At 73.4% G+C, this 20,039-nt stretch carries 18 protein-coding genes and 1 pseudogene; 5 read left to right on the top strand and 14 right to left on the bottom strand.

Going from position 1 to position 20,039, the window contains the following annotated elements:
• Positions 1-36 precede the first annotated feature (36 nt).
• Together ACFV1W_RS27405 and ACFV1W_RS27400 are read left to right on the top strand one after the other, a co-directional pair.
• The gene (locus tag ACFV1W_RS27405; protein WP_380419906.1) at positions 37-357 is read left to right on the top strand and encodes a Bro-N domain-containing protein; all 321 of its coding nucleotides are present in this window, start codon (positions 37-39) and stop codon (positions 355-357) included.
• 55 nt (positions 358-412) lie between these two features.
• Entirely contained in the window at positions 413-574 is a 162-nt protein-coding gene (locus tag ACFV1W_RS27400) for a hypothetical protein (RefSeq protein WP_380419905.1), read from the top strand.
• A 91-nt stretch (positions 575-665) separates the two neighbouring features.
• Here the strand turns inward: ACFV1W_RS27400 and ACFV1W_RS27395 are convergent, their stop codons facing one another.
• From ACFV1W_RS27395 to ACFV1W_RS27385, 3 genes are all read right to left on the bottom strand, one after another.
• Positions 666-2,030: a nitrate/nitrite transporter gene (locus tag ACFV1W_RS27395; RefSeq protein ID WP_380419904.1), complete on the bottom strand. Its 1,365-nt coding sequence runs from the start codon at positions 2,028-2,030 to the stop codon at positions 666-668.
• 60 nt (positions 2,031-2,090) lie between these two features.
• Positions 2,091-3,269 (bottom strand): M64 family metallopeptidase, encoded by a 1,179-nt coding sequence (locus ACFV1W_RS27390; RefSeq protein WP_380419903.1) that lies wholly within the window; start codon positions 3,267-3,269, stop codon positions 2,091-2,093.
• A gap of 211 nt (positions 3,270-3,480) precedes the next feature.
• The gene (locus ACFV1W_RS27385) at positions 3,481-4,713 is read right to left on the bottom strand and encodes a benzoate/H(+) symporter BenE family transporter (RefSeq protein WP_380419902.1); all 1,233 of its coding nucleotides are present in this window, start codon (positions 4,711-4,713) and stop codon (positions 3,481-3,483) included.
• A 204-nt stretch (positions 4,714-4,917) separates the two neighbouring features.
• Between ACFV1W_RS27385 and ACFV1W_RS27380 the strand changes: the two genes are divergently transcribed.
• Positions 4,918-5,835, top strand: coding sequence for a hypothetical protein (locus ACFV1W_RS27380; protein WP_380419901.1), 918 nt, complete (start codon positions 4,918-4,920; stop codon positions 5,833-5,835).
• 116 nt (positions 5,836-5,951) lie between these two features.
• Here the strand turns inward: ACFV1W_RS27380 and ACFV1W_RS27375 are convergent, their stop codons facing one another.
• The 3 genes from ACFV1W_RS27375 to pdhA are packed head-to-tail and all read right to left on the bottom strand — an operon-like array spanning position 5,952 to position 9,532.
• Positions 5,952-7,388, bottom strand: a complete 1,437-nt coding sequence (locus ACFV1W_RS27375; protein WP_380419900.1) for a dihydrolipoamide acetyltransferase family protein — start codon at positions 7,386-7,388, stop codon at positions 5,952-5,954.
• A 15-nt stretch (positions 7,389-7,403) separates the two neighbouring features.
• Positions 7,404-8,378: an alpha-ketoacid dehydrogenase subunit beta gene (locus ACFV1W_RS27370; protein ID WP_380419899.1), complete on the bottom strand. Its 975-nt coding sequence runs from the start codon at positions 8,376-8,378 to the stop codon at positions 7,404-7,406.
• Positions 8,378-9,532 carry a pyruvate dehydrogenase (acetyl-transferring) E1 component subunit alpha gene (pdhA, locus tag ACFV1W_RS27365; protein WP_380419898.1) on the bottom strand — a complete coding sequence of 385 codons (1,155 nt, stop codon included), beginning with the start codon at positions 9,530-9,532 and terminating at the stop codon, positions 8,378-8,380. Before pdhA ends, ACFV1W_RS27370 begins: the two co-directional genes overlap by 1 nt.
• Positions 9,533-9,957: 425 nt before the next feature.
• Here pdhA and ACFV1W_RS27360 point away from each other — a divergent pair, with 425 nt between their 5' ends.
• Positions 9,958-10,617, top strand: coding sequence for a response regulator (locus tag ACFV1W_RS27360; protein ID WP_380419897.1), 660 nt, complete (start codon positions 9,958-9,960; stop codon positions 10,615-10,617).
• Between the two features lie 66 nt (positions 10,618-10,683).
• A complete protein-coding gene (locus tag ACFV1W_RS27355; RefSeq protein WP_380419896.1) occupies positions 10,684-11,784 on the top strand; it encodes a phosphotransferase enzyme family protein in 1,101 nt (366 codons plus the stop codon).
• Positions 11,785-11,788: 4 nt separating this feature from the next.
• Here ACFV1W_RS27355 and ACFV1W_RS27350 read toward each other — a convergent pair whose 3' ends face one another.
• The 8 genes and pseudogenes from ACFV1W_RS27350 to ACFV1W_RS27315 form a co-directional block, all read right to left on the bottom strand.
• The gene (locus ACFV1W_RS27350; RefSeq protein WP_380419895.1) at positions 11,789-13,510 is read right to left on the bottom strand and encodes a protein kinase; all 1,722 of its coding nucleotides are present in this window, start codon (positions 13,508-13,510) and stop codon (positions 11,789-11,791) included.
• A gap of 112 nt (positions 13,511-13,622) precedes the next feature.
• On the bottom strand, positions 13,623-15,077 hold the full coding sequence (locus tag ACFV1W_RS27345) for a protein kinase (RefSeq protein ID WP_380419894.1): 1,455 nt from the start codon (positions 15,075-15,077) through the stop codon (positions 13,623-13,625).
• 268 nt (positions 15,078-15,345) lie between these two features.
• Positions 15,346-15,960 carry a bacterial proteasome activator family protein gene (locus ACFV1W_RS27340; RefSeq protein ID WP_380419893.1) on the bottom strand — a complete coding sequence of 205 codons (615 nt, stop codon included), beginning with the start codon at positions 15,958-15,960 and terminating at the stop codon, positions 15,346-15,348.
• Between the two features lie 266 nt (positions 15,961-16,226).
• Positions 16,227-16,997 carry a hypothetical protein gene (locus ACFV1W_RS27335; protein ID WP_380419892.1) on the bottom strand — a complete coding sequence of 257 codons (771 nt, stop codon included), beginning with the start codon at positions 16,995-16,997 and terminating at the stop codon, positions 16,227-16,229.
• A 118-nt stretch (positions 16,998-17,115) separates the two neighbouring features.
• A complete protein-coding gene (locus ACFV1W_RS27330; RefSeq protein WP_380419891.1) occupies positions 17,116-18,093 on the bottom strand; it encodes an NAD(P)H-quinone oxidoreductase in 978 nt (325 codons plus the stop codon).
• A 47-nt stretch (positions 18,094-18,140) separates the two neighbouring features.
• Positions 18,141-18,461, bottom strand: a complete 321-nt coding sequence (locus ACFV1W_RS27325; protein WP_380419890.1) for a hypothetical protein — start codon at positions 18,459-18,461, stop codon at positions 18,141-18,143.
• Positions 18,458-19,666 carry a molybdopterin molybdotransferase MoeA gene (locus ACFV1W_RS27320; protein ID WP_380419889.1) on the bottom strand — a complete coding sequence of 403 codons (1,209 nt, stop codon included), beginning with the start codon at positions 19,664-19,666 and terminating at the stop codon, positions 18,458-18,460. The genes ACFV1W_RS27325 and ACFV1W_RS27320 overlap by 4 nt, the downstream gene beginning before the upstream one ends.
• Positions 19,663-19,944 (bottom strand): annotated as a pseudogene (locus ACFV1W_RS27315) (DUF6457 domain-containing protein); the annotation flags it as partial. The gene ACFV1W_RS27320 and the pseudogene ACFV1W_RS27315, both read right to left, overlap by 4 nt.
• Positions 19,945-20,039: the final 95 nt, after the last annotated feature.

Raw genomic sequence — 20,039 nt, 5'->3', positions numbered from 1 at the left:
GGGCAGTCATGCCGTCACCCGGAAGAAGGAGGTCGTGTGCTGGGACGAGGGAACCCGGCCGACGCGCTGAAGAGGCTGGAGAACCGCCAGCACCGCACCGTCGACATGCGGTTCGTAACCATCGCCAAAAGCGATGCTTACGACGATTCCGCAGGTCAGAAAGTGTACGGCCGCGGGAATCCATTCCTGCGTGTGGTGAGTGAAACGGGCCTCTACTCACTGCTGATGAGGTCCAACAAGTCGGCTCCCAAGCCGTTCAGGGACTGGGTCACCGAGGAGTCGCTCCCCTCCGTCCGCCGAGGGGACACCGACATCCGGACCGCCGTTCGGCGCGTACTTCGCCTGCCCGGGCGGTGAGCGGGTCGGGATCCGGGGCAGCCGGGTCGCCCCGGGGTGCCCGAAGCTGAAGCTGGTGGACCTGATCCGCCTTCGGCGCGAGGCGCAGCCGAAGGCGTGCCACCCACCCGCACCCGGTCCTGGACTCGTGTACGCGGAGGTGAACGTCGGCCGGATCGGCCGCATCTACGGGACGGCCCCGCAGATGGCCGAGTTCGTGCGGGAGTACAGGCGCTGATGCCGCCGCCGTGCGTGAGTTCAACGTGCTCATGGCCCGCGCTGCCCCTCACCCGAAGTGAGGGTCAGCGTGTTTCCGCAGGTCGGAAACGTCACGCGCCCGAGGCCACAACCCTCCGCCGCAGCCGGAGGATCATCGCCGTCCCCACCGCCAGCGGCACGTACTGCCAGCAGAACGCCCAGCGGAAGGCCGTCGCCGAGTGGGCCTCGGCGCCCGCCGGGGAGAGGGCGTCCAGCAGGACGCCGATGCCGAACAGGGTGATCATCGTGCCGATGAAGCCGCCCATGTTGACGATCCCGGAGGCGGTGCCGAGCCGTTCGGCCGGGTTGCGGGTGCGGGCGTAGTCCAGGCCGACCAGCGAGGCCGGGCCGTTGCTGCCCATGACCAGGATGATCCCGACCAGCAGCCACATCGGGGGGTGCCCGCCGGGCCAGGCCAGGACCAGGGCCCAGCCGAGGCCGGTAGTAATGATGACGGTGAGCACGATCGGCATCCGGGCCCGCGCCGAGCGGGAGAGCAGCCGGCCGAAGAGGAAGCCGAAGCTCATGTTGGAGAGCACCAGCAGGGTCAGCAGCCCGCCCGCCTCGCCCCGGGACATGCCCCGGGCCTCGACCAGGTAGGGCATGCCCCAGAGCAGGCCGAAGGCGTTGCCGGGGAACTGGGTGGTGAAGTGGACCCACAGGCCCAGCCGGGTGCCCGGCTCCCGCCAGCAGTCCAGGACCTGCCGCCGGACCTTCGGGCGGACGGCCGGAGGGTCCACCGGTCGGACGGCTACCGCCGGGCCGTTCTTGAGGAACAGCGCGACCAGCGCGAACACCGCGACGCCGAGCAGCGCGATCGCGGTGAAGGTGGGCGTCCAGCCCTCGTTGTGCAGCGCCTGGGCGAGCACCACGGTGGTGACCAGGTTGCCGCCCATCCCGGCCAGGCCGGTCAGTTGGGCGACGAACGGGTTCTTCGCCGCCGGGAACCACCGGGCGGCTATGCGCAGCACGCTGATGAAGGTCATCGCGTCGCCGCAGCCGAGCACCGCCCGGGAGGCCAGGGCGGGGGCGAAGGAGGAGCTGAAGGCGAAGGCCAACTGGCCGGTGCTCAGCAGCAGTACGCCGAGCAGCAGGACCCGGCGCGGTCCGAAGCGGTCGACCAGCAGGCCGACCGGGACCTGCATGGCCGCGTAGACCAGCACCTGGAGGATCGAGAAGGTGGACAGCGCGGAGGCGCCGATGCCGAAGCGCTCGGCGGCGTCCAGTCCGGCGACTCCGAGGCTGGTGCGGTGGATGACGGCCAGGACGTAGACGCTGACGCCGATGGACCAGGCCGCCCAGGCCGCACGGCCGCCGGGCGGCGCGGGATGAACGACGGGGACGGCCGGGGACGCGACGGCGGCCGGGGTCTCGGCGGTGGCTCGGGGAGCGGGTACGGACAGGGACGGGGCTGAACCAGCTGGCTCCACGGTCATAGTTCGTCCAGATTAGTCATCCCATGATTGGGCGCCCAGCCTGGGGTGAGAGCGGCCTGCTCAGCCGGTGACCGTCCAGGACACCGACCTGGTCATGTAGCGGTCCCGGAAGGCCTCGTCCCGCACCCAGTCCGTGGTGTCCCGGACGGTCGCGGTGACGGTCGCGGCCCGGCCCGGGGCCAGGTTCAGCTTCGCGGTGTCCAGCGAGCCGCCGTCCGCGGCCTGCGGGGGCGCCGGGGCGCCGTCCACCTTCCAGTCCACCTCCAGCTGCCGGGAGCCGGTCAGCGACAGCGGCCGGACGTCCAGCCGGGGCAGCCCGGTGACCTCGCCGGGCGGCGGGGAGGGGGGGTCGGTCGGCCGGACCCTGCGGTACAGCTCCTCGATGATCGCCTCGCGGGAGGGCAGGTTGTAGGCACTGCCCAGGGTGCGCATCACCGAGTCGGGGGTTGGGCGGTAGAGGCCGTTGGCGCTGCGGTACGCCCCGACGGTGCCGGCGCCGTCCGGGGACACCGCGCCCAGCCAGCGCCACCACTTGGTCTGCTTCTTCTTCATGTCGTCGGCGTTGAGGGCGGAGAGGTTCGGGTAGTCCGCGTCGTCGGGGGCGCTGTCGTACTCGTCGCCGAGGTCCCCCACGGTGTGCCCGATCTCGTGCTGGATGATCCGCCCGGCGTCCGGGCTGCCCCCGGCCAGGGTCGTCACCCCGGTGCCCCCGGCGCCGCCGTACTCGGTCGAGTTGGCCAGCGCGATCAGGTACTGCGGCCCGGCTCCGTCCCCGGCGTAGCGGGCGGCGGCGCCCTCGTCGGCGCAGAGCAGCCGGGCGGTCCCCTCGCACCAGAAGTGCATGCCCAGCGGGGTCGCGGGGTTCCGGCCGCGGCTCTCGGTCTCGGCTATCCCGGAGACCGGGGAGACCACCTCGACCCTCCGTATGTTGAAGAACCCCTGGTAGGTGCGGAACGGTTCGATGTCCATCAGGGCGTGCCAGGTCCTGTCGGCCTGCTGCCGGAACAGTTCCTGTTCGTCCGCGGTGTAGCCGTCGCCGAGCAGGACCAGGGTGATCCGGTTGGACGGGTCCCCGGTCCGGCGTATGTCGAAGGTCGGGGCGGCCCCGGGTATCCGTTGGTCGGCGCGGAGCGCGGTGTGCGGGGGCACGGCCCGGTCGAGGGCGGCGCCCGGCCCGATCACGCCGAACGGCGAGGGGCCGACCAGTTCCAGGGCGGCGGGGAGTACTGCGGTGGACACCAGTACGAGGGCGGCCAGACTCCGGACGAGACGGCCAGGATTGCCAGCAGGCATACGGGTGCGTCCTCGGTGCTCCGGTCACCCGGTGTCGCCCGGGTGGTGGAGCGGAGACGTACCCGGACCGGCGTGTCGCCCCCACCGGCGGACGAAAAAGTCACCGACCTGGCCGAACGACTAGCACCATCCCGGTCATACCAATCAATTCCGTCGATCAGTCACGGGAACGCCTCCCCAGGTCCAGCAGGAGGTGGGTGCCGAGCCCGAAGAGCAGCCCCCAGAAGGCCGAGCCGATGCCGAACAGGCTCATCCCCGAGGCGCTCGCCAGGAAGGTCACCACCGCCGCGTCCCGCCCGCGCTCCTCGGCGACCGCCGCCGCCAGGCTGCCCTGCAGCGAGGCCAGCAGCGCGACCCCGGCGATCACCGCGATCAGTTCCTTCGGCAGCCCGGTGAACAGGCTGACCAGCACCCCGCCGAAACTGCCCACCAGCACGTACCCGGCACCCGAGGACATCCCCGCGACGTACCGGCGGCGCGGATCGGGGTGGGCCTCCGGGCCCGAGCAGATCGCCGCGGTGATCGCCGCCAGGTTCACCCCCGGCGAGCCGAACGGCGCCATCAGCAGCGACATCAGGCCGGTGGAGCCGATCAGCAGCCGGTCGTCGGCCCGGTAGCCGAAGGCCCGCATCACCCCGAGGCCCGGGGCGTTCTGCGAGGCCAGCACGACGATGGTGAGCGGCAGCGCCAGCCCCACCGCGGCGGACCAGGAGAAGGCCGGCGCCGTCAGCACCGGCACGGTCGGCCCGCCCGGGCCGAGGTGCAGCGGCAGTCCGACGGTGAGCGCCGCCAGCACCCCGCCGACCAGCAGCGCGACCGGTACGGCGTACCGGGGCGCGAACCGCTTGGCCAGCAGGAAGGCGGCGAAGCTGCCCACCACCAGCACCGGCGCGCTGTGCACCGCGCCGAAGATCCCGGCGCCGAAGGAGAACAGGATGCCCGCCAGCATCGCGTTCACGATCCCCACGGGCACGGCGGCGATCAGCCTGCCGAACCAGCCGGTCACCCCGAACAGCGTCACCACCACCGCGCTCACCAGGAACGCCCCGACCGCCTCCCGGTACGGGTAGCCGCCCAGGCTGGTCACCAGCAGCGCCGCCCCGGGGGTGGACCAGGCGGTGACCACCGGCGTTCTGGTCCACCAGCTGAGCACGAAGCCGCTCACCCCGCTGCCGATCGCCACCGCCCAGATCCAGGACGCGGTGTGCGCCGGATCCAGCCGCCCGGCGGCGGCCGCCGCGAGCACCACCACCAGTGGGCCGGAGAAGGACACCGCGACGCAGACCAGCCCGGCCAGCAGCGCCGGCGCCGACACGTCCCGCCGCAGCGACCGACGTTCCCCACCCTCGGCCACCGTCTTCTGCGGTCGGACCGTCAGCTCATCCGTCATTCCGGCAGTATCCCGGAGCCCCGCCGAAGACTCCCGAAAAAACTTTTCGATCCACCTGCAACCCCCGGCGGGGATGGACGTCCATCAGGGTGAAGGCACGGAGAGCGAGACCGGCGGAGCCGGGGGGCGCTTCCGCTCGCGAGGAGCGGGGCCGGTCGTCTTCATCAGCACACCGTCATCATCATGACCTTGGGGAGTCACGTCATGCGCAAGCCCGTTATCACCCGTTTCGCGAAGAACGACCGCGCCTTCTCCGGCCGCCGACGCATCGCCGCCCTCGCCGCCACCGCCGTCCTCGCGGGCGGCGTCCAGGTCCTCGCGATGAGCGACACCGCCTGGGCCTGCGGCGACGGGCGGTTCGACGCCCCGCACGCGGTCGACAAGCCGACCGTCCCGTCCGCGGAGTTCCGGGTCTTCGACTCCAACAGCGTCGCGGCCGACGGCAGCTGGAGCGAATTCGGCCTCTCGATCACCAACTTCACCGGGGCCGACGTCGCCAGGACCGCTCCGTCCTTCAGCCTGTCGACCGCCGTGCCGGGCACCCCCCTGCGCACCGGGGACCTCCGGGTCGAGGTCATGCAGCACGGCGCCTGGAAGCCGCTGAAGCTCAACCGGGGCTGCATCGGGATCGACGCCGACACCGACTCGCTGGCGCAGCCGCTGGCCAACGGCCGCGCCGCCGACTTCATGTTCAGGGTCTCGCTCTCGCCCGATTCGCCGAAGGACCTGACCGCGCTGAACCTGGCGACGGACGCCGGCAACGACAAGGCCAAGCTGGAGTCCTGGGACCTCCGCACCGTGAAGGTCACCCACCCCAGGACCGCTCCCGCCGCCGTGAAGCAGGCGCCGGCCGCCAAGCCCGCGCCGGTGAAGCCCGCCACCGAGAAGACCCCGGCCGCGCCCGCCGCCGAGAAGGCCCCGGCCGCATCCGCCGCCGAGGCTCCGAAGTCCCCGGCCGCGCGGCCCACTTCGTCCCCGGCCGTCGCCGCCCCGGCCGACACCGCCCAGCTCGCGCACACCGGCGCCTCCGGCACCGACGCCTTCCTCGCCACCTCGGCCGCCGCCCTGTTCGCCCTCGGCGCCGGCGTGCTGCTCGCCGTCCGCCGCCTCCGCCGGCGGTAGTCGCCCGGCGGGTGGGCGCCGACACCGGTCGCCGGTCACCGGTCGGGAGCGACGGAAGGGGCCCTGCTCCGCACGGCGGTGCGGAGCAGGGCCCCTTCGTCAACTCCGGTGAGCCGTCAGCCCCAGGTGATCAGGCGCTTCGGGAACTCCAGCAGGCCGGCGATGTCGGCCAGCACCTTGGAACCCAACTCCCCGTCCACCAGCCGGTGGTCGAAGGAGAGCGCCAGCGTGGTCACCTGGCGCGGGACCACCTTGCCCTTGTGCACCCACGGCATCTCCCGGACCGCGCCGAAGGCCAGGATGGCCGCCTCGCCCGGGTTGAGGATCGGGGTGCCGGTGTCGACGCCGAAGACGCCGACGTTGGTGATGGTGACCGTGCCGCCCTGCATGTCGGCCGGCGAGGTCTTGCCCTGGCGCGCGGTCTCGACCAGCTCGCCGAGCGAAGTGGCCAGGCCCGCGAGGGTCTTGGACCCGGCGTCCTTGATGTTGGGGACGATCAGGCCGCGCGGGGTGGCCGCGGCGATGCCGAGGTTCACCTGGCCCTTGACCACGATCTCCTGGGCCGCCTCGTCCCACTGGGCGTTGATCTCCGGGTGGCGCTTGATCGCCACCAGCAGCGCCTTGGCGACCAGCAGCAGCGGGCTGACCCGGACGTCCCGGCCCAGCTCGCCGCTCTCCTTCAGCTTGCGGACGAACTTCATCGTGCGGGTCACGTCGACCTGCACGAACTCGGTGACGTGCGGAGCGGTGAAGGCCGAGGCCACCATCGCCTGCGCGGTCGCCTTCCGGACGCCCTTGATCGGCACCCGGACGTCGCCCGAGCCGGACACCGGCACCGGGGCCACGACGGCCTCGGCCGCCTCGACCACGACCGCCTCGACGGTCGGGGCCGCCGGAGCGGACCGGGCCGCGGCGTGGGCGTGCACGTCCTCACGGGTGATCACGCCGTCCCGGCCGGTCGGGGTGACGGCCCACAGGTCGATGCCGAGGTCCTTGGCCAGCTTTCGAACCGGCGGCTTGGCCAACGGACGCTCACCGGCCGGGACTCCGGCGACCGGGGCGGGCGCCGCCGGAGCCACCGGGGCGGCCGGAACCGCGGGTGCGACCGGGGCCGGCTGCGGCGCCGCGGCCTTCGCCGTGGCCGTGGTGGTCGTCCGCCGGGCCCGGCGCTGGGCGGTGCCGGTGCGCGGGCCGTAGCCCACCAGCACCTCCCGGCGCTCCGGCTCGGCCTCGCCGGCCGGCGCCGCGGCAGCAGCGGCGGGCGCGGGCGCGGCGGCCGGAGCGGCCACCGCCTCCCCGGCCACCGCGACCGAGATGATCACGGTGCCGACGTCGACCGTCGCGCCCTCGGGGAAGAAGAGCTGCTCGACGACCCCGTTGAACGGGATCGGCAGCTCCACCGCCGCCTTGGCGGTCTCCACCTCGCACACGACCTGCCCGTCGGTGACGGTGTCACCGGGCTTGACGTACCAGCTGAGGATCTCGGCCTCGGTGAGGCCCTCGCCCACGTCGGGCATCTTGAACTCGCGGAGCGAGCGAACTTCGGTGGTCATCTGCGCTCCCCGGGATCAGTACGCGAGCGCGCGGTCGACGGCGTCGAGCACGCGGTCCAGGTCGGGGAGGAAGGCCTCCTCGACGCGGGACGGCGGGTACGGGGCGTAGTAGCCGCCGACCCGAAGGACCGGTGCCTCCAGGTGGTAGAAGCACCGCTCCGTGAGCCGGGCGGCCAGCTCGGCGCCCATGCCCAGGAAGACCGGCGCCTCGTGCACCACGACGGCCCGACCGGTGCGCTTGACCGACTCCTCCAGGGTGGTGAAGTCCACCGGGGAGAGCGAACGCAGGTCGACGACCTCCAGCCGGCGGCCGTCCTCCTCCGCGGCCGCGGCGGCCTCCAGGCAGACCTTGACCATCGGGCCGTAGGCGATCAGCGTCGCGTCGGTGCCGGGGCGGACGATCCGGGCGTCGTGCAGCGCCAGGTCGGCGGCGGCGCCGACCTCGCCCTTGTCCCAGTAACGCCGCTTGGGCTCCAGGAAGATGACCGGGTCGTCGGACTCGATGGCCTGGCGCAGCATCCAGTGCGCGTCGTGCGCGCTGGACGGCGTGACCACCCGCAGACCGGCGGTGTGGGCGAAGTAGGCCTCGTGCGACTCGCTGTGGTGCTCGACCGCGCCGATCCCGCCCGCGTAGGGGATGCGCACGGTGACCGGCATCTTGACGTGGCCCAGCGCACGGGCGTGCATCTTGGCCAGCTGGGAGACGATCTGGTCGAAGGCGGGGTAGACGAAACCGTCGAACTGGATCTCCACCACCGGGCGGTAGCCGCGCAGCGCGAGGCCGATCGCGGTGCCCATGATGCCGGACTCGGCCAGCGGGCTGTCGATCACCCGGTCCTCGCCGAAGTCCTTCTGCAGGCCGTCGGTGATCCGGAAGACGCCGCCGAGCTTGCCGATGTCCTCGCCCATCAGGACGGTCTTCGGGTCGTTCTCCAGCGACTTGCGCAGCGCGTCGTTGAGCGCCTTGGCGATGCTCAGCTGACCGGCCATCAGTGGTTCTCCCCCGCCTCGAAGGAGGCCGCGTACTCGACGTACCCGGCCCGTTCCTCATCGACCAGCGCGTGCGGCTCGCTGTACACGTGGTCGAAGATCAGCGTCGGGTCCGGGTCCGGCATGCTGCGCACGCCCTCGCGCACCCGGAGCCCCAGCTGCTCGCTCTCGGCGTCGACGGCGGCGAAGAACTCCTCGTCCGCCAGGCCCTCCTTCTCCAGGAGGGTGCGCAGCCGCAGGATCGGGTCCTTGGCCTTCCAGGCCTCGGTCTCCTCGGCGAGCCGGTAGCGGGTCGGGTCGTCGGAGGTGGTGTGCGCGCCCATCCGGTAGGTGAAGGCCTCGATCAGCACCGGACCGTTGCCGCTGCGGGCGTGGTCGAGCGCCCAGCGGGTGACCGCGAGGCAGGCCAGCACGTCGTTGCCGTCGACCCGGACGCCCGGGAAGCCGAAGCCGGAGGCTCGGCGGTACAGCGGGATCTTGGTCTGGGTGGTGGTGGGCTCGGAGATCGCCCACTGGTTGTTCTGGCAGAAGAACACCACCGGGGCGTTGTAGACCGAGGCGAAGGTGAAGGCCTCGTTGACGTCGCCCTGGCTGGAGGCGCCGTCGCCGAAGTACGCGATCACCGCGTCGTCGGCGCCGTCCTTGGTGATGCCCATCGCGTAGCCGGTGGCGTGCAGGGTCTGCGCGCCGATCACGATGGTGTACAGGTGGAAGTTCTTCTCGTTCGGGTCCCAGCCGCCGTGGTTCACACCGCGGAACATGCCGAGCAGGTTCAGCGGGTCGACGTCGCGGCACCAGGCCACGCCGTGCTCGCGGTAGGTCGGGAAGGCGTAGTCGCCGGTGCGCATGGCCCGGCCGGAGCCAACCTGGGCGGCCTCCTGGCCGAGCAGCGAGGCCCACAGGCCCAGCTCGCCCTGGCGCTGGAGGGCGGTCGCCTCGCCGTCGAACCGGCGCACCAGCACCAGGTCGCGGTAGAGCGAGCGCAGCTCCTCCGGAGTGGTGGTCAGGGGGTAGTCCGGGTGCTCGACCCGCTCGCCTTCCGGCGTGAGCAGCTGTACGAGCTCCGGCTGGGCGTCCGTCCCCGTGGCGCGGAGGGTGTCAGGGACAGCGGGGGCCGCCTTCTTGCGAGCCCTCGCCGTGCTTTTGACGGTCACGTTCACTCCTCGGTCTGTCCGGCCGCCCGGGGTCGCCGGTGACCGGTCCGGTCACCGCCTCGCGGGGCGCGCGTGGGTGTGCGCACCTACTGCGTGGCAGGTGGTGATCCTGTTCCGACGGCGTCCCTCACGAGAACGTTACCCAGCGTCCGCCCTTGGCGCGCTTGCGCTAGGACGTCCTACTTGTTCAGGGCCTACAACCCCGAGGGTGCCGCGCCCGGCTCGCCGTCGGAAGGGTGGGGGTGACGGTCGGCGTGACGCAGCTCTCAATTCGAGCGCCTTCAGGACACCAGCGCACGTTATCCGGGCGGAAGCCCGTACGTAAGGGGGTTCTCGGTATCGGTTTCGGTGACTGTGGCCGGATCACGCCTTTCCGCCGCTGCGAACGATAAGCCTTGTGCGCGGTGATATGGGAGGCTTTGGGCATGACTGATAACGGGCAAATCAGGGTGTTCCTGCTCGATGACCATGAGGTCGTCCGCCGGGGCGTGCACGATCTGCTCTCGGTCGAGGACGACATCGAGATCGTCGGCGAGGCCGGCACGGCCGCCGAGGCGCTCACCCGGATCCCCGCGGTCCACCCCGACGTCGCGGTGCTCGACGTCCGGCTGCCCGACGGCAACGGGGTCGAGGTCTGCCGGGAGATCCGCTCCCGGCAGCCGGAGCTCAAGTGCCTGATGCTGACCTCGTTCTCGGACGACGAGGCCCTGTTCGACTCGATCATGGCGGGCGCCTCCGGCTACGTGCTGAAGGCGATCCGCGGCACCGACCTGATCACCGCCGTCCGGGACGTCGCGGCCGGCCGCTCGCTGCTCGACCCGGTCGCCACCAGCCGGGTGCTCGCCCGGCTGCGCGACGGCGGCGAGAAGGAGGACGAACGCCTGGCCCAGCTCACCAAGCAGGAGCGGCGGATCCTCGATCTGATCGGCGAGGGGATGACCAACCGTCAGATCGGCAACGAGTTGCACCTCGCCGAGAAGACGGTGAAGAACTACGTCTCCAGCTTGCTCTCCAAGATGGGCATGGAGCGACGGACCCAGGCGGCGGCGTACGTGGCGCGGCGCCAGGCCGACCACCAGCACTGACCGGAGCCCTGCCACACTCATGACGGCCTGTCAAGGGCCCCCACCAAGGGGCCATAACCTCTGCACGTGACTTTCAGCCAGACCCTCGCCTGCGCCCCGGCCCGCCCCGACCTCTCCGCCCCGCCGATAGGGACCCTCAGCCCACCCGTCCCGCGCAGCGCACTCGTCGAGGTCCTGGCCCGCTTCCGGGTGGGGCGGCTGCTGACCGCCGAACCCGTCGCCGAAGGCCTGCTCAACCGGGGTTACCGGGTCACCACCGAGGCCGGCGCGTACTTCCTGAAGTGCTACGTCGACGCCGCCACCGCCAGCCGCCCGAAGATCCTCGCCCACCACCGCGCCATGACCGACCTGGACGCCCTGGGACTGCCCGTGGCACCCCCGCTGAGCTGCGCCGAACGCGGCGGGACGGTGGCGGCCCTGAAAGGCCGGATGTTCGCGCTGTTCCCCTGGGTGGATGGCCGACACCGACACGGTACGGAGCTCGATCCGTCGCGGTGCGACGCGCTCGGCACGCTGCTCGGTCGGCTGCACGGCGCGCTCGACGACGTGTGCGCTCCCCTCGACCAGCCTTCCGGCTACCGCAGCGCCGACCCCCTCGACAGCGCCGAACTGGCCCGCGAGCTGCGGCGCCGCGCCCGGGAGCACCGCCCGCACGACGACCTGGACGCCCTGGTCGAACAACGGCTCGACGAACGGCTGGAACTGCTCGCCGAACACGCCCACCGCCGTCCCGACCCGCAGGACGCCCCGCCCACCGGCTGGACCCACGGCGACTTCCACGGCCTCAACCTGCTGTACCACGGGGGCCCGGACGGCGAGCTGGTCACCGCCGTGCTCGACTGGGACAAGCTCGGCCCGCAGCCGCGTGCCGAGGAGGCCGTCCGGGCCGCCACCCTGCTCTTCAACGACCGGGCCACCGGCACCCTCGACCTGGTCCGGGTGCGCCGCTACTCACAGGCCTACCGGGCCTCCGGCGCCGCCACCGCCGAGCACCTGGCCGCCGCCGTCCACCGGGTCTGGTGGGAGCGGCTGAACGACTTCTGGATGCTGCAGTGGCGCTACCAGCGGGCCGACCACCGGGCCGACCCGCTGTACCCCGCATCGGCGGGGCAGTTGACGTGGTGGTGCCAGGAGTACGAGCAGGTCCTGGACGCCTTCGCCAACTGACCCGTCAGCCGACGGGCGGCGGCAGCGTACTGCCGCCGGTCGGCTTCGTGGTCGGCTGCGGCGGGCTCGTGGGCGTGCTGCCCTGAGTCGGTGCCGAACTCGACCCACTGGTCGCCGACGAGCTCGCCGTCGCGGTGTGGGTGGCGGTCGGCGTCGGCGTCGGGGTGGCGGTGTTGTGCCGGCCCGAACTCGGCGACGGCGACATGTTGTTGCCGCCGCTCCCGCCGCCGCTCCACCCGTACGACCCGTTGTCCGTCGGCTGCGACGGCCGCCGACTGCCGGAGCCCGACGAGGACGGCGGCGGGGTCGGCTGCCCGTTCTGGCTGGGCGCGGTCGACTCGTTGGTGCTGACCACCGGAGCGGGCGTCGTGGGCGTCGTGTGGTCCACGGTGCCGCCACCGCCGCTGAGCGCGAAGGCGATCCCGGCCCCGGCCGCGACCAGCACGGCGACCCCGCCGGCCACCCAGCCCCACGGCCCGCGCCGCCGGCCGCCGTCCCCGCCGTGGCCGTCCTCGCCGCCACCGCCGTACGACCCGCCGGCCCCCTGGTAGGGCGAGGGAGTGTGCTGGCCGCCCGCCGAGTACGGCAGGACGGAGGTCTGGTCACCCGCCGCGACCGCGCCGAAGGCCTGGGTGGCCGCCGTCTGGTCCGGCCGGAGCACCTGGGTGGCCCCGGTGTCGCCGGGCATCCCGGTCGCGGCTCCGACCCAGCCCGCCCCGGCCGCGCCGTGCATCTCGCGCAGCGCGTGCTGCACGTGGGCGCGGAACTCGTCGGCGTCCTGGAAGCGGTCGTCCGGGTTCTTGGCTAGCGAGCGCAGCACCAGTCCGTCCAGGCCGACCGGCACCCGGCTGTTGGCCTGCGAGGGCGGCACCGGCGGGTCCTGGACGTGCTGGTAGACCACCGAGAGCGGGGTGTCGCCGGTGAACGGCGGGCGCAGCGTGAGCAGCTCGTAGAGCATGCAGCCGGCCGCGTACAGGTCGGAGCGGTGGTCGACCGGCTTGCCGAGCGCCTGCTCGGGCGACAGGTACTGCGGGGTGCCCATGACCATGCCGGTCTGGGTCATCGTGGTGGCCCCACCGGTCAGCGCCCGGGCGATGCCGAAGTCCATCACCTTGACCGCGCCGGTGGTGGTGATGCTCACGTTGGCGGGCTTGATGTCGCGGTGCACGATGCCGTTGCGGTGGCTGTAGGCCAGCGCCTCCAGCACCCCGGCGATGATGATCAGCGCCTGGTCGACCGGCGGCGCCTCCTCGTCCACCAGCAGCTCGCGGACGGTCCGGCCCTCGACCAGCTCCATCACGATGTACGGCGTGGACTCGTCCCCGACGTACTCCTCGCCGGTGTCGTAGACCGAGACGATCGCGTGGTGGTTCAGCGCCGCGACGGCGTGTGCCTCGCGGGTGAAGCGCAGCCGGGCGACGTCGTCCTGCGCCAGCTCGCCGCGCAGCAGCTTGATCGCGACGGTGCGGCCCAGCCGCACGTCCTCGGCGGCGAACACCTCGGCCATGCCACCGCGGCCGAGCCGGTGGGTCAGCCGGTAACGGCCGTCGCCGACCGTGCCCAGCGGCACTCCACGGCCCGGCGTCTGCGGTCCGCCGGTCCCGCCGAACGGCGGCAGCGCGGAGGTCGCGGCTTCGCTGCCCGGCTCGGGGTTCCTCGGCGTGCCGCCGGTCCGTCCGACCGCTCGGGCACCCGCCTCGTCGTCCGGCTGCTGCGTCTGTGCCATCGCTCCTCGCCCCGGGCGTTCGCTCGGATCGCGGTGCCCTGTCGCTTACGTATCCCCGAACGCTACCGCTTCCGGCGCGCACCCGTGACACGCGCGGAACGGCGGGAAACGGTCAGAGCAGACCGTTCCGGTCGGCCTGGGGGCCCACCACCACGACCGCGGCGGGCCGCTCGGAGTGGAACTTGCCGTTGGTGTTCTTCTCCGCCTTGTTGACCACGATCGCGATGATGATGCCGGCCAGCACCAGCACGCCGACGATGATCGCGATCACCACGAAGGCCGTGGAGCAGCCGCCGCTGGAGGGCTTCGGCTGCTGGTACGGCGGCATCGACTGCGGGCCCGGGGTGTGCATCGGTGGCCGCTGCCCTCCTTGCTGGAGGAACTGCGGCTGCGGCGTGTGCGGGGCCTGCGGGTGCGGCGTCTGGTAGGCGGGCGGCGGGGTCCGGTACTGCGGCTGCTGCTGCCCGCCTTGCTGGAGGTACTGCGGCTGCGGCGTGTGCGGGGCCTGCGGGTGCGGCGTCTGGTAGGCGGGCGGCGGGGTCCGGTACTGCGGCTGCTGCTGCCCGCCTTGCTGCGGGTACTGGGGGTGCGGGGTCTGCGGCGCCTGCGGACCGGCGTGCACCGAGCGCGGCCCCTCCTTGATCACCAGCGGGGAGCTGGCCTGCAGCGCGTGCCCGCCACCGCCGCCCTTCAGCTCCGCGATCAGCCGCTCCGCCTCGTCCCGCATCGCGGCCGCGCTCTGGAAGCGGTGCGCCGGGTCCTTGCGCAGCGCCTGGGCGACGTAGGCGTCCACGGCCGGGGTGATCGAGCGGTTGAGGCTGGAGGGGGCCGGCGGCTCCTCCTGGACGTGCTTGTAGGCGATCGAGAAGGCCGAGTCGCCGTCGAAGACCAGCTGGCCGGTGAGCATCTCGAAGAGCATCACGCCGACCGAGTACAGGTCGGAGCGGGCGTCCACCGGCTTGCCGAGGGCCTGCTCGGGCGACAGGTACTGCGGCGTGCCGACCACCATGCCGGTCTGGGTCATCGAGGTGACCCCGGATTCCAGTGCCCGGGCGATGCCGAAGTCCATGACCTTGACATTGCCCTTGCGGTCGAACATGACGTTGCCGGGCTTGATGTCGCGGTGCACCAGGCCCATGTCGTGCGAGGCCTCCAGTGCGTTCAGCACTCCGACGGTGACCTTCAGGGCCTCCTCGGTGGGCACCGCGCCGTACTGGACGACCGCCTCGTTGATCGTCTCGCGCAGGCCCTTGCCGTCGATCAGCTGCATGACGATGTACGGCGTGCTGGAGCCGTCCGGGGCGACGTCCTCGCCGCTGTCGTACACCGTGACGATGTTGGGATGCTCCAGCCGGGCCACGGCCTGGGCCTCGCGGCGGAACCGCTCCTTGAACGAGTCGTCCCGGCCCAGCTCGCTGTGCATGCTCTTCAGCGCGACCTGCCGGTCCAGCACGCTGTCGTACGCGAGGTGGACGGAGGCCATGCCGCCCTCGCCCAGCAGCCGCTGCAGCACATAGCGGCCGTTGCCCAGGGAGAAGCCCTCGACCGCGTTGCCGTGCTCGCTCATGGTCCTCTGCTCCCCCTCGGCGCGGTGGTGCTGCCGCGACCGTGACGTTCGGTCTCGTCCGTACGTGGTGGGCCCGGCCCGCTGGCCCGGCGATCCCCTGCCGCGGCGGCTCGACCCGGCCGGCGACAGGGGTCAGGGTATCGGCTCCCGCCGACGGTGATCGGTCCAGGGCCGATCCTGGCCCCGGACCGTCGGCGCCGTCCTGCGGCGGTGCGGTCCGGGGCGGATCGTCGTGGTACGTCCGGCCCCGGCGGCGGGTCCGGCGGGTCTACAGGTACGGACCGGAACGGATCCCACGGCCCTGGCCCGGGTCCTCCTCGTCCGGGTCGCCGCCGTGCGGACCGGGCGGCAGCGCGCGCCGCATCTGCTCCAGCTGCGCCCGTGCGGCCATCTGCTGGGCGAACAGGGCGGTCTGGATGCCGTGGAACAGGCCCTCCAGCCAGCCCACCAGCTGGGCCTGGGCGATCCGCAGCTCGGCCTCGGTCGGGATGCTGTCCTCGGTGAACGGCAGCGAGAGCCGCTCCAGCTCGGCGACCAGCTCCGGGGCCAGCCCGAGCTCCAGCTCCTTGATCGAACTGGCGTGGATGTCCTTCAGCCGGGCCCGGCTGGCCTCGTCGAGGGGCGCCGCCCGGACCTCCTCCAGCAGCTGCTTGATCATGCTGCCGATGCGCATGACCTTCGCGGGCTGCTCGACCATCTCGGTCACCGGGAGCTCGCGGGGCATGTCCGCCTCGTCGTCCCCCTCCATCGTTGCCCCGGCGAACCCCTGGCCCACGGGCAGCCCGTCCGGTCCGACGATCAGCACCTTCTGGCCGTCCTGCGACTGCCCGCCGCCGGCCCGGAAGGGCTCCTGCGACGAGCGCTCGTTCATCGGATTCGTCATGAACAACATTCTCTCTCACTGGGGTTGGTAGGGCGGAAGCCCCCGTTCGCCCCGCCGTCCTGCGCCACCCGTGACGACGGTACGCCTCCGCGGGCGGCCCGGGAATCCGTACGGATACTCAGTTCCCGGGCCGCTCCGAGCCGGCCGCCCGGTGCGGGACCTGCCGCCACCGCGGCGCGGAACCCGCACCGGGCCCGGCTCACCCGGCCCCGGAACCCGCACCGAATCTCCACGCCGCCCGTCGGCCGGGGGCCCGTCGGCCGGGCTCAGCCCTTCCGAAGGCGCACGCCGATCAGCCCCAGGCCGCAGCCGATCAGCCCCAGGCCCACGCCCAGCGGCAGCTGGAGGGTGGAGGGGTCCTGCCAGTGGGCGGGGATGACGGCCGGGACGGACGCGACCGCCACGGGCCGGCCGGAGGCCGCCGCGCCGACGCCCTGGTCGGCGGCGGGGGCCGCGGCGTCCGGGGCGTCCGCGTCGGAGTCCGAGCCCGGCTGGTCGGCCGTGCCCTCCTGGGCCTGTTCGGGCGACTGCTCGACGGCCTGGCTCCGTCCCCGGTCCGGCGCCTGCCCGGGCGCTTGGACGGGCGCCTGGTCCGGCACCTGCTCCAAGGCCGCGTCCGGGCGCTCCGGCACCGAGTCCGGGTGGTGGTGATGGTGGTGCGCCCACAGTTCGGAGAAGTCCGGGCGGGCCCGGCCCGGCACCGCGTGCTGCGGCGGCGCCGCGTTGGGTGACGGCCGGGAGGCCCCGGTCGGACCGGCCTGCTCGTCGGCAGCCCACGGCGAGGAGTCCGGCCCCGATGCGTCCGGGCCCGAGGAGTCCGGCACGGGGGAGAGCGGAGCCGGGGAGTCCGCCGCCGGGGCCGGGGCGCCCGGCGACGGCTCCGCCACCGCGGTGGCCACGGCGGCCAGCGGGAGCGTCAGTCCCAGCACGGCCACGGCGAGCAGCTGGCTGGAACGGCGGGTACGACGGTGGTGCGGCGCGGTGGGCAGCGGCGCGGTCGGCAGCGGCCCGAGGACGTCGTGCGGAGTTGCGGCCACGGTCGGAGTCCTTCCGACGGCCGATCTCGCCCGGCGGCGGGATCGGCGGCGGGACAGCTCCGGACCAGCCTCACACAATCCGACAATCGCGGCATTTCGGGCCACTGCGCCGCAGTGCTCAGGCCGTCAGCACGACCTTCCCGACCTGCTCGCCCGCCTCCAGCACCCGGTGCCCGTCGGCGGCGTCGGTCAGCGGCAGCACCCGGTCCACCACCGGCTTCACCACCCCGGACTCGACCAGCGGCCACACGTGCTCCCGCACCGCCGCCACGATCGCCGCCTTCTCCGCCAGCGGCCGCCCGCGCAGGTTGGTGGCGATCACGGCCGCCCGCTTGCGCAGCAGCGTGTTGAGGTCGAGCTCGCCCTTCACCCCGCCCTGCAGCCCGATGATCACCAGCCGCCCGTTGACCGCCAGCGCGTCCACGTTCCGCTGCAGGTACCTGGCGCCCATGATGTCCAGGATCACGTCCGCCCCGGCCCCGTCGGTGGCCTCCCGGAGCGCCTCGACGAAGTCCTGCTCGCGGTAGTCGATCGCGACGTCCGCGCCCAGCTCGGTGCACCGGGCCAGCTTCTCCGGGCTGCCCGCCGTCACTGCCACCCGCGCGCCGACCGCCTTGGCCAGCTGGATCGCCATCGTGCCGATCCCGCTCGCGCCACCGTGCAGCAGCACCGTCTCCCCCGGCCGCAGGTGGGCCGTGAGGAAGACGTTGGACCACACCGTGCAGGCCACCTCCGGCAGCGCCGCGGCCTGCTCCGGGCTCAGTCCCTTCGGCAGCGGCAGCAGCTGCCCGCTCGGCACCGCGACCCGCTGGGCGTAGCCGCCGCCGGCCAGCAGCGCGCACACCTCGTCGCCGACCGCCCAGCCGGCCACCCCCGGCCCGAGCGCGACGATCCGCCCCGCGCACTCCAGCCCCGGGTAGGGCGAGGCGCCGGGCGGCGGGTTGTAGAAGCCCTGCCGCTGGAGCAGGTCGGCACGGTTGACGGCGGTGGCCGCCACCTCGACCAGGACCTCGCCCTCGCCGGGCACCGGATCGGGCACCTCGGCCCACACCAGTGCCTCGGGGCCGCCGGGTACGGGAATCGTCATCGCATGCATGCCCCGAACCTACTGCGCCGCACGGTGGTTCGGGCCCGGGCCCCGCCCTACGCCGTCGTCCTGATGGCGATCACCCGGTCGGTGAGCTTCAGCACCGCGGCCTCCGGCTCGTCGTAGTTGAGCACCCGCCGACCCCGCACCACCGCCGCCACCAGGTCCTCGCACTCGCGCGGTCCGTGCCCCGCCTGGGTGACCGGGCGTTCGACCGCGTCCAGCCCGTTCCCGTACGTCAGCAGGTCCTCCATCACCGCCCCGGCGTGCGGGCTGAGCACCGACATACCGAGCAACCGCCCCGCCGAACTGGAGTACCACCACGTCGCACTCGCCCACACCCACCTCCCGACGGTGACCTCGCTCCGCTCGCTCACGGCGTTTCCACCAGCTCGACGGCCTCCCCCGCGGCCGCCCCGCCGGGCGGGATCACCGCCAGGGCCTCGGCCCGGGCGAGGCCGCGCAGCATCGCGGGCCCGTCGAAGGCGAGCGGTACGAGCCCCTCGGCGGTGCGCCGCACCGGCTGGAGCCGGGTGTCCACCGGGTGCCCGGGTAGCAGGACGGCCGCCGGGGCGAGCGCGGGGCCGACGCCGACCCGGCCGCCGCGGGCGTGCAGCAGCGGCAGGGCGAGCGTGACCGTCCCGGCGACGGCGGCCAGCGGGTTTCCGGGCAGGCCCACCAGGTGGCGCCCGCCGGGGAGTTCGGCCAGCAGCATGGGGTGTCCGGGCCGGACGGCCACGCCGTCCACCAGCAGCCGGGCACCGACGTCGGCGAGCGCCCGGTGCAGGAAGTCCACCGGTCCGGCGGCCGTCCCGCCGGTGGTCACCACGACGTCGGCGGTGGAGTGCCGCAAGGCGTCCCGCAGCAGTCCGAAGTCGTCGCGGACGCAGCGGACTTCGGCCACCTCCGCACCGGCCGCCCGCAGCCAGGGCGGCAGCAGCGGACCGAGCGCGTCCCGGACCAGCCCCGGACCGGGGATCCCGCTGTCGAGCAACTCGTCACCCAACAGCAGCAGTTGGACCACCGGACGGCGGCGCACGGCGAGCCGGTCGTGCCCGCAGGCGGCGGCCAGACCGAGCACGGCCGGCCCGACCACCGTCCCGGCGGGCAGCAACTCCTCACCCCGGCGGCACTCCTGGCCGCGCGGGCGGACGTCCTGGCCGGTGGTCAGCTGCTGCGGCCCCCGGTCGTACAGCAGCGAGCCCTCCGTCCCGCCGTGTTCGCGGCGCAGCACGGCGGTGGCTCCGGGCGGAAGTTGGGCGCCGGTGGCGATCTCGACCGCACTGCCGTCGGCCAGCGGCGCCACTTCGGTACGGCCGGCCAGCACCCGCCCGGCGACCCGCCAGGGCCCGGGCCCGGCGACCGCCCAGCCGTCCATCGCGGAGGTGTCGAAGGCGGGCAGGTCGGTCAGAGCGCCGAGCGGCTCGGCGAGGACGTGCCCGAGCGCCCCGGCCAGCGGCAGTCCGACCACCGGCAGCGGGCGCAGCCCGGCCCGGCGCGCGGCCTCCCGGGCGTGCGACCAGCTCAGCACGCCGGGACGGCTGGACGGAACGGCCACGGTCGTCCCTCCGACCGTGCTCACGGCTCCTCCGGGCCGTCGGCGGGCTTCCACCGCTCGGCGAGCGCGGTGGTCCGCCGGGACGCCTCGGCGACGGCCTCCGGTCCGCCGCCCTTCTGCGCGGCCGCGTAGCCGATCAGGAAGGCGGTCAGCGGTGCGGCGGGCCGGGCCACTCCGTGCGCGACCACCCGGGCCGTGTCGAGCAGTCCCCGGACGTCCACGTCCAGGTCGATGCCCAGGTCGGCCTTGACCTCGGCGATCCAGTCTTCCAGCGTGCGCTCCATGCGCCCATGCTGCCCGATCAGCGGTTTCCCCGGGGTCTTCGCCCCGTGTGCGGCGCGCGTCGTTTCCCTCACGGCCCGGCGGCGGCCGCGGTGAGGTTCCCGCCCCGGTGCCC

Source organism: Kitasatospora sp. NPDC059648, from assembly GCF_042734825.1.
In the GTDB taxonomy this organism is placed as follows: domain Bacteria; phylum Actinomycetota; class Actinomycetes; order Streptomycetales; family Streptomycetaceae; genus Kitasatospora.
This window is presented reverse-complemented; position numbering and strand designations above follow the sequence as displayed.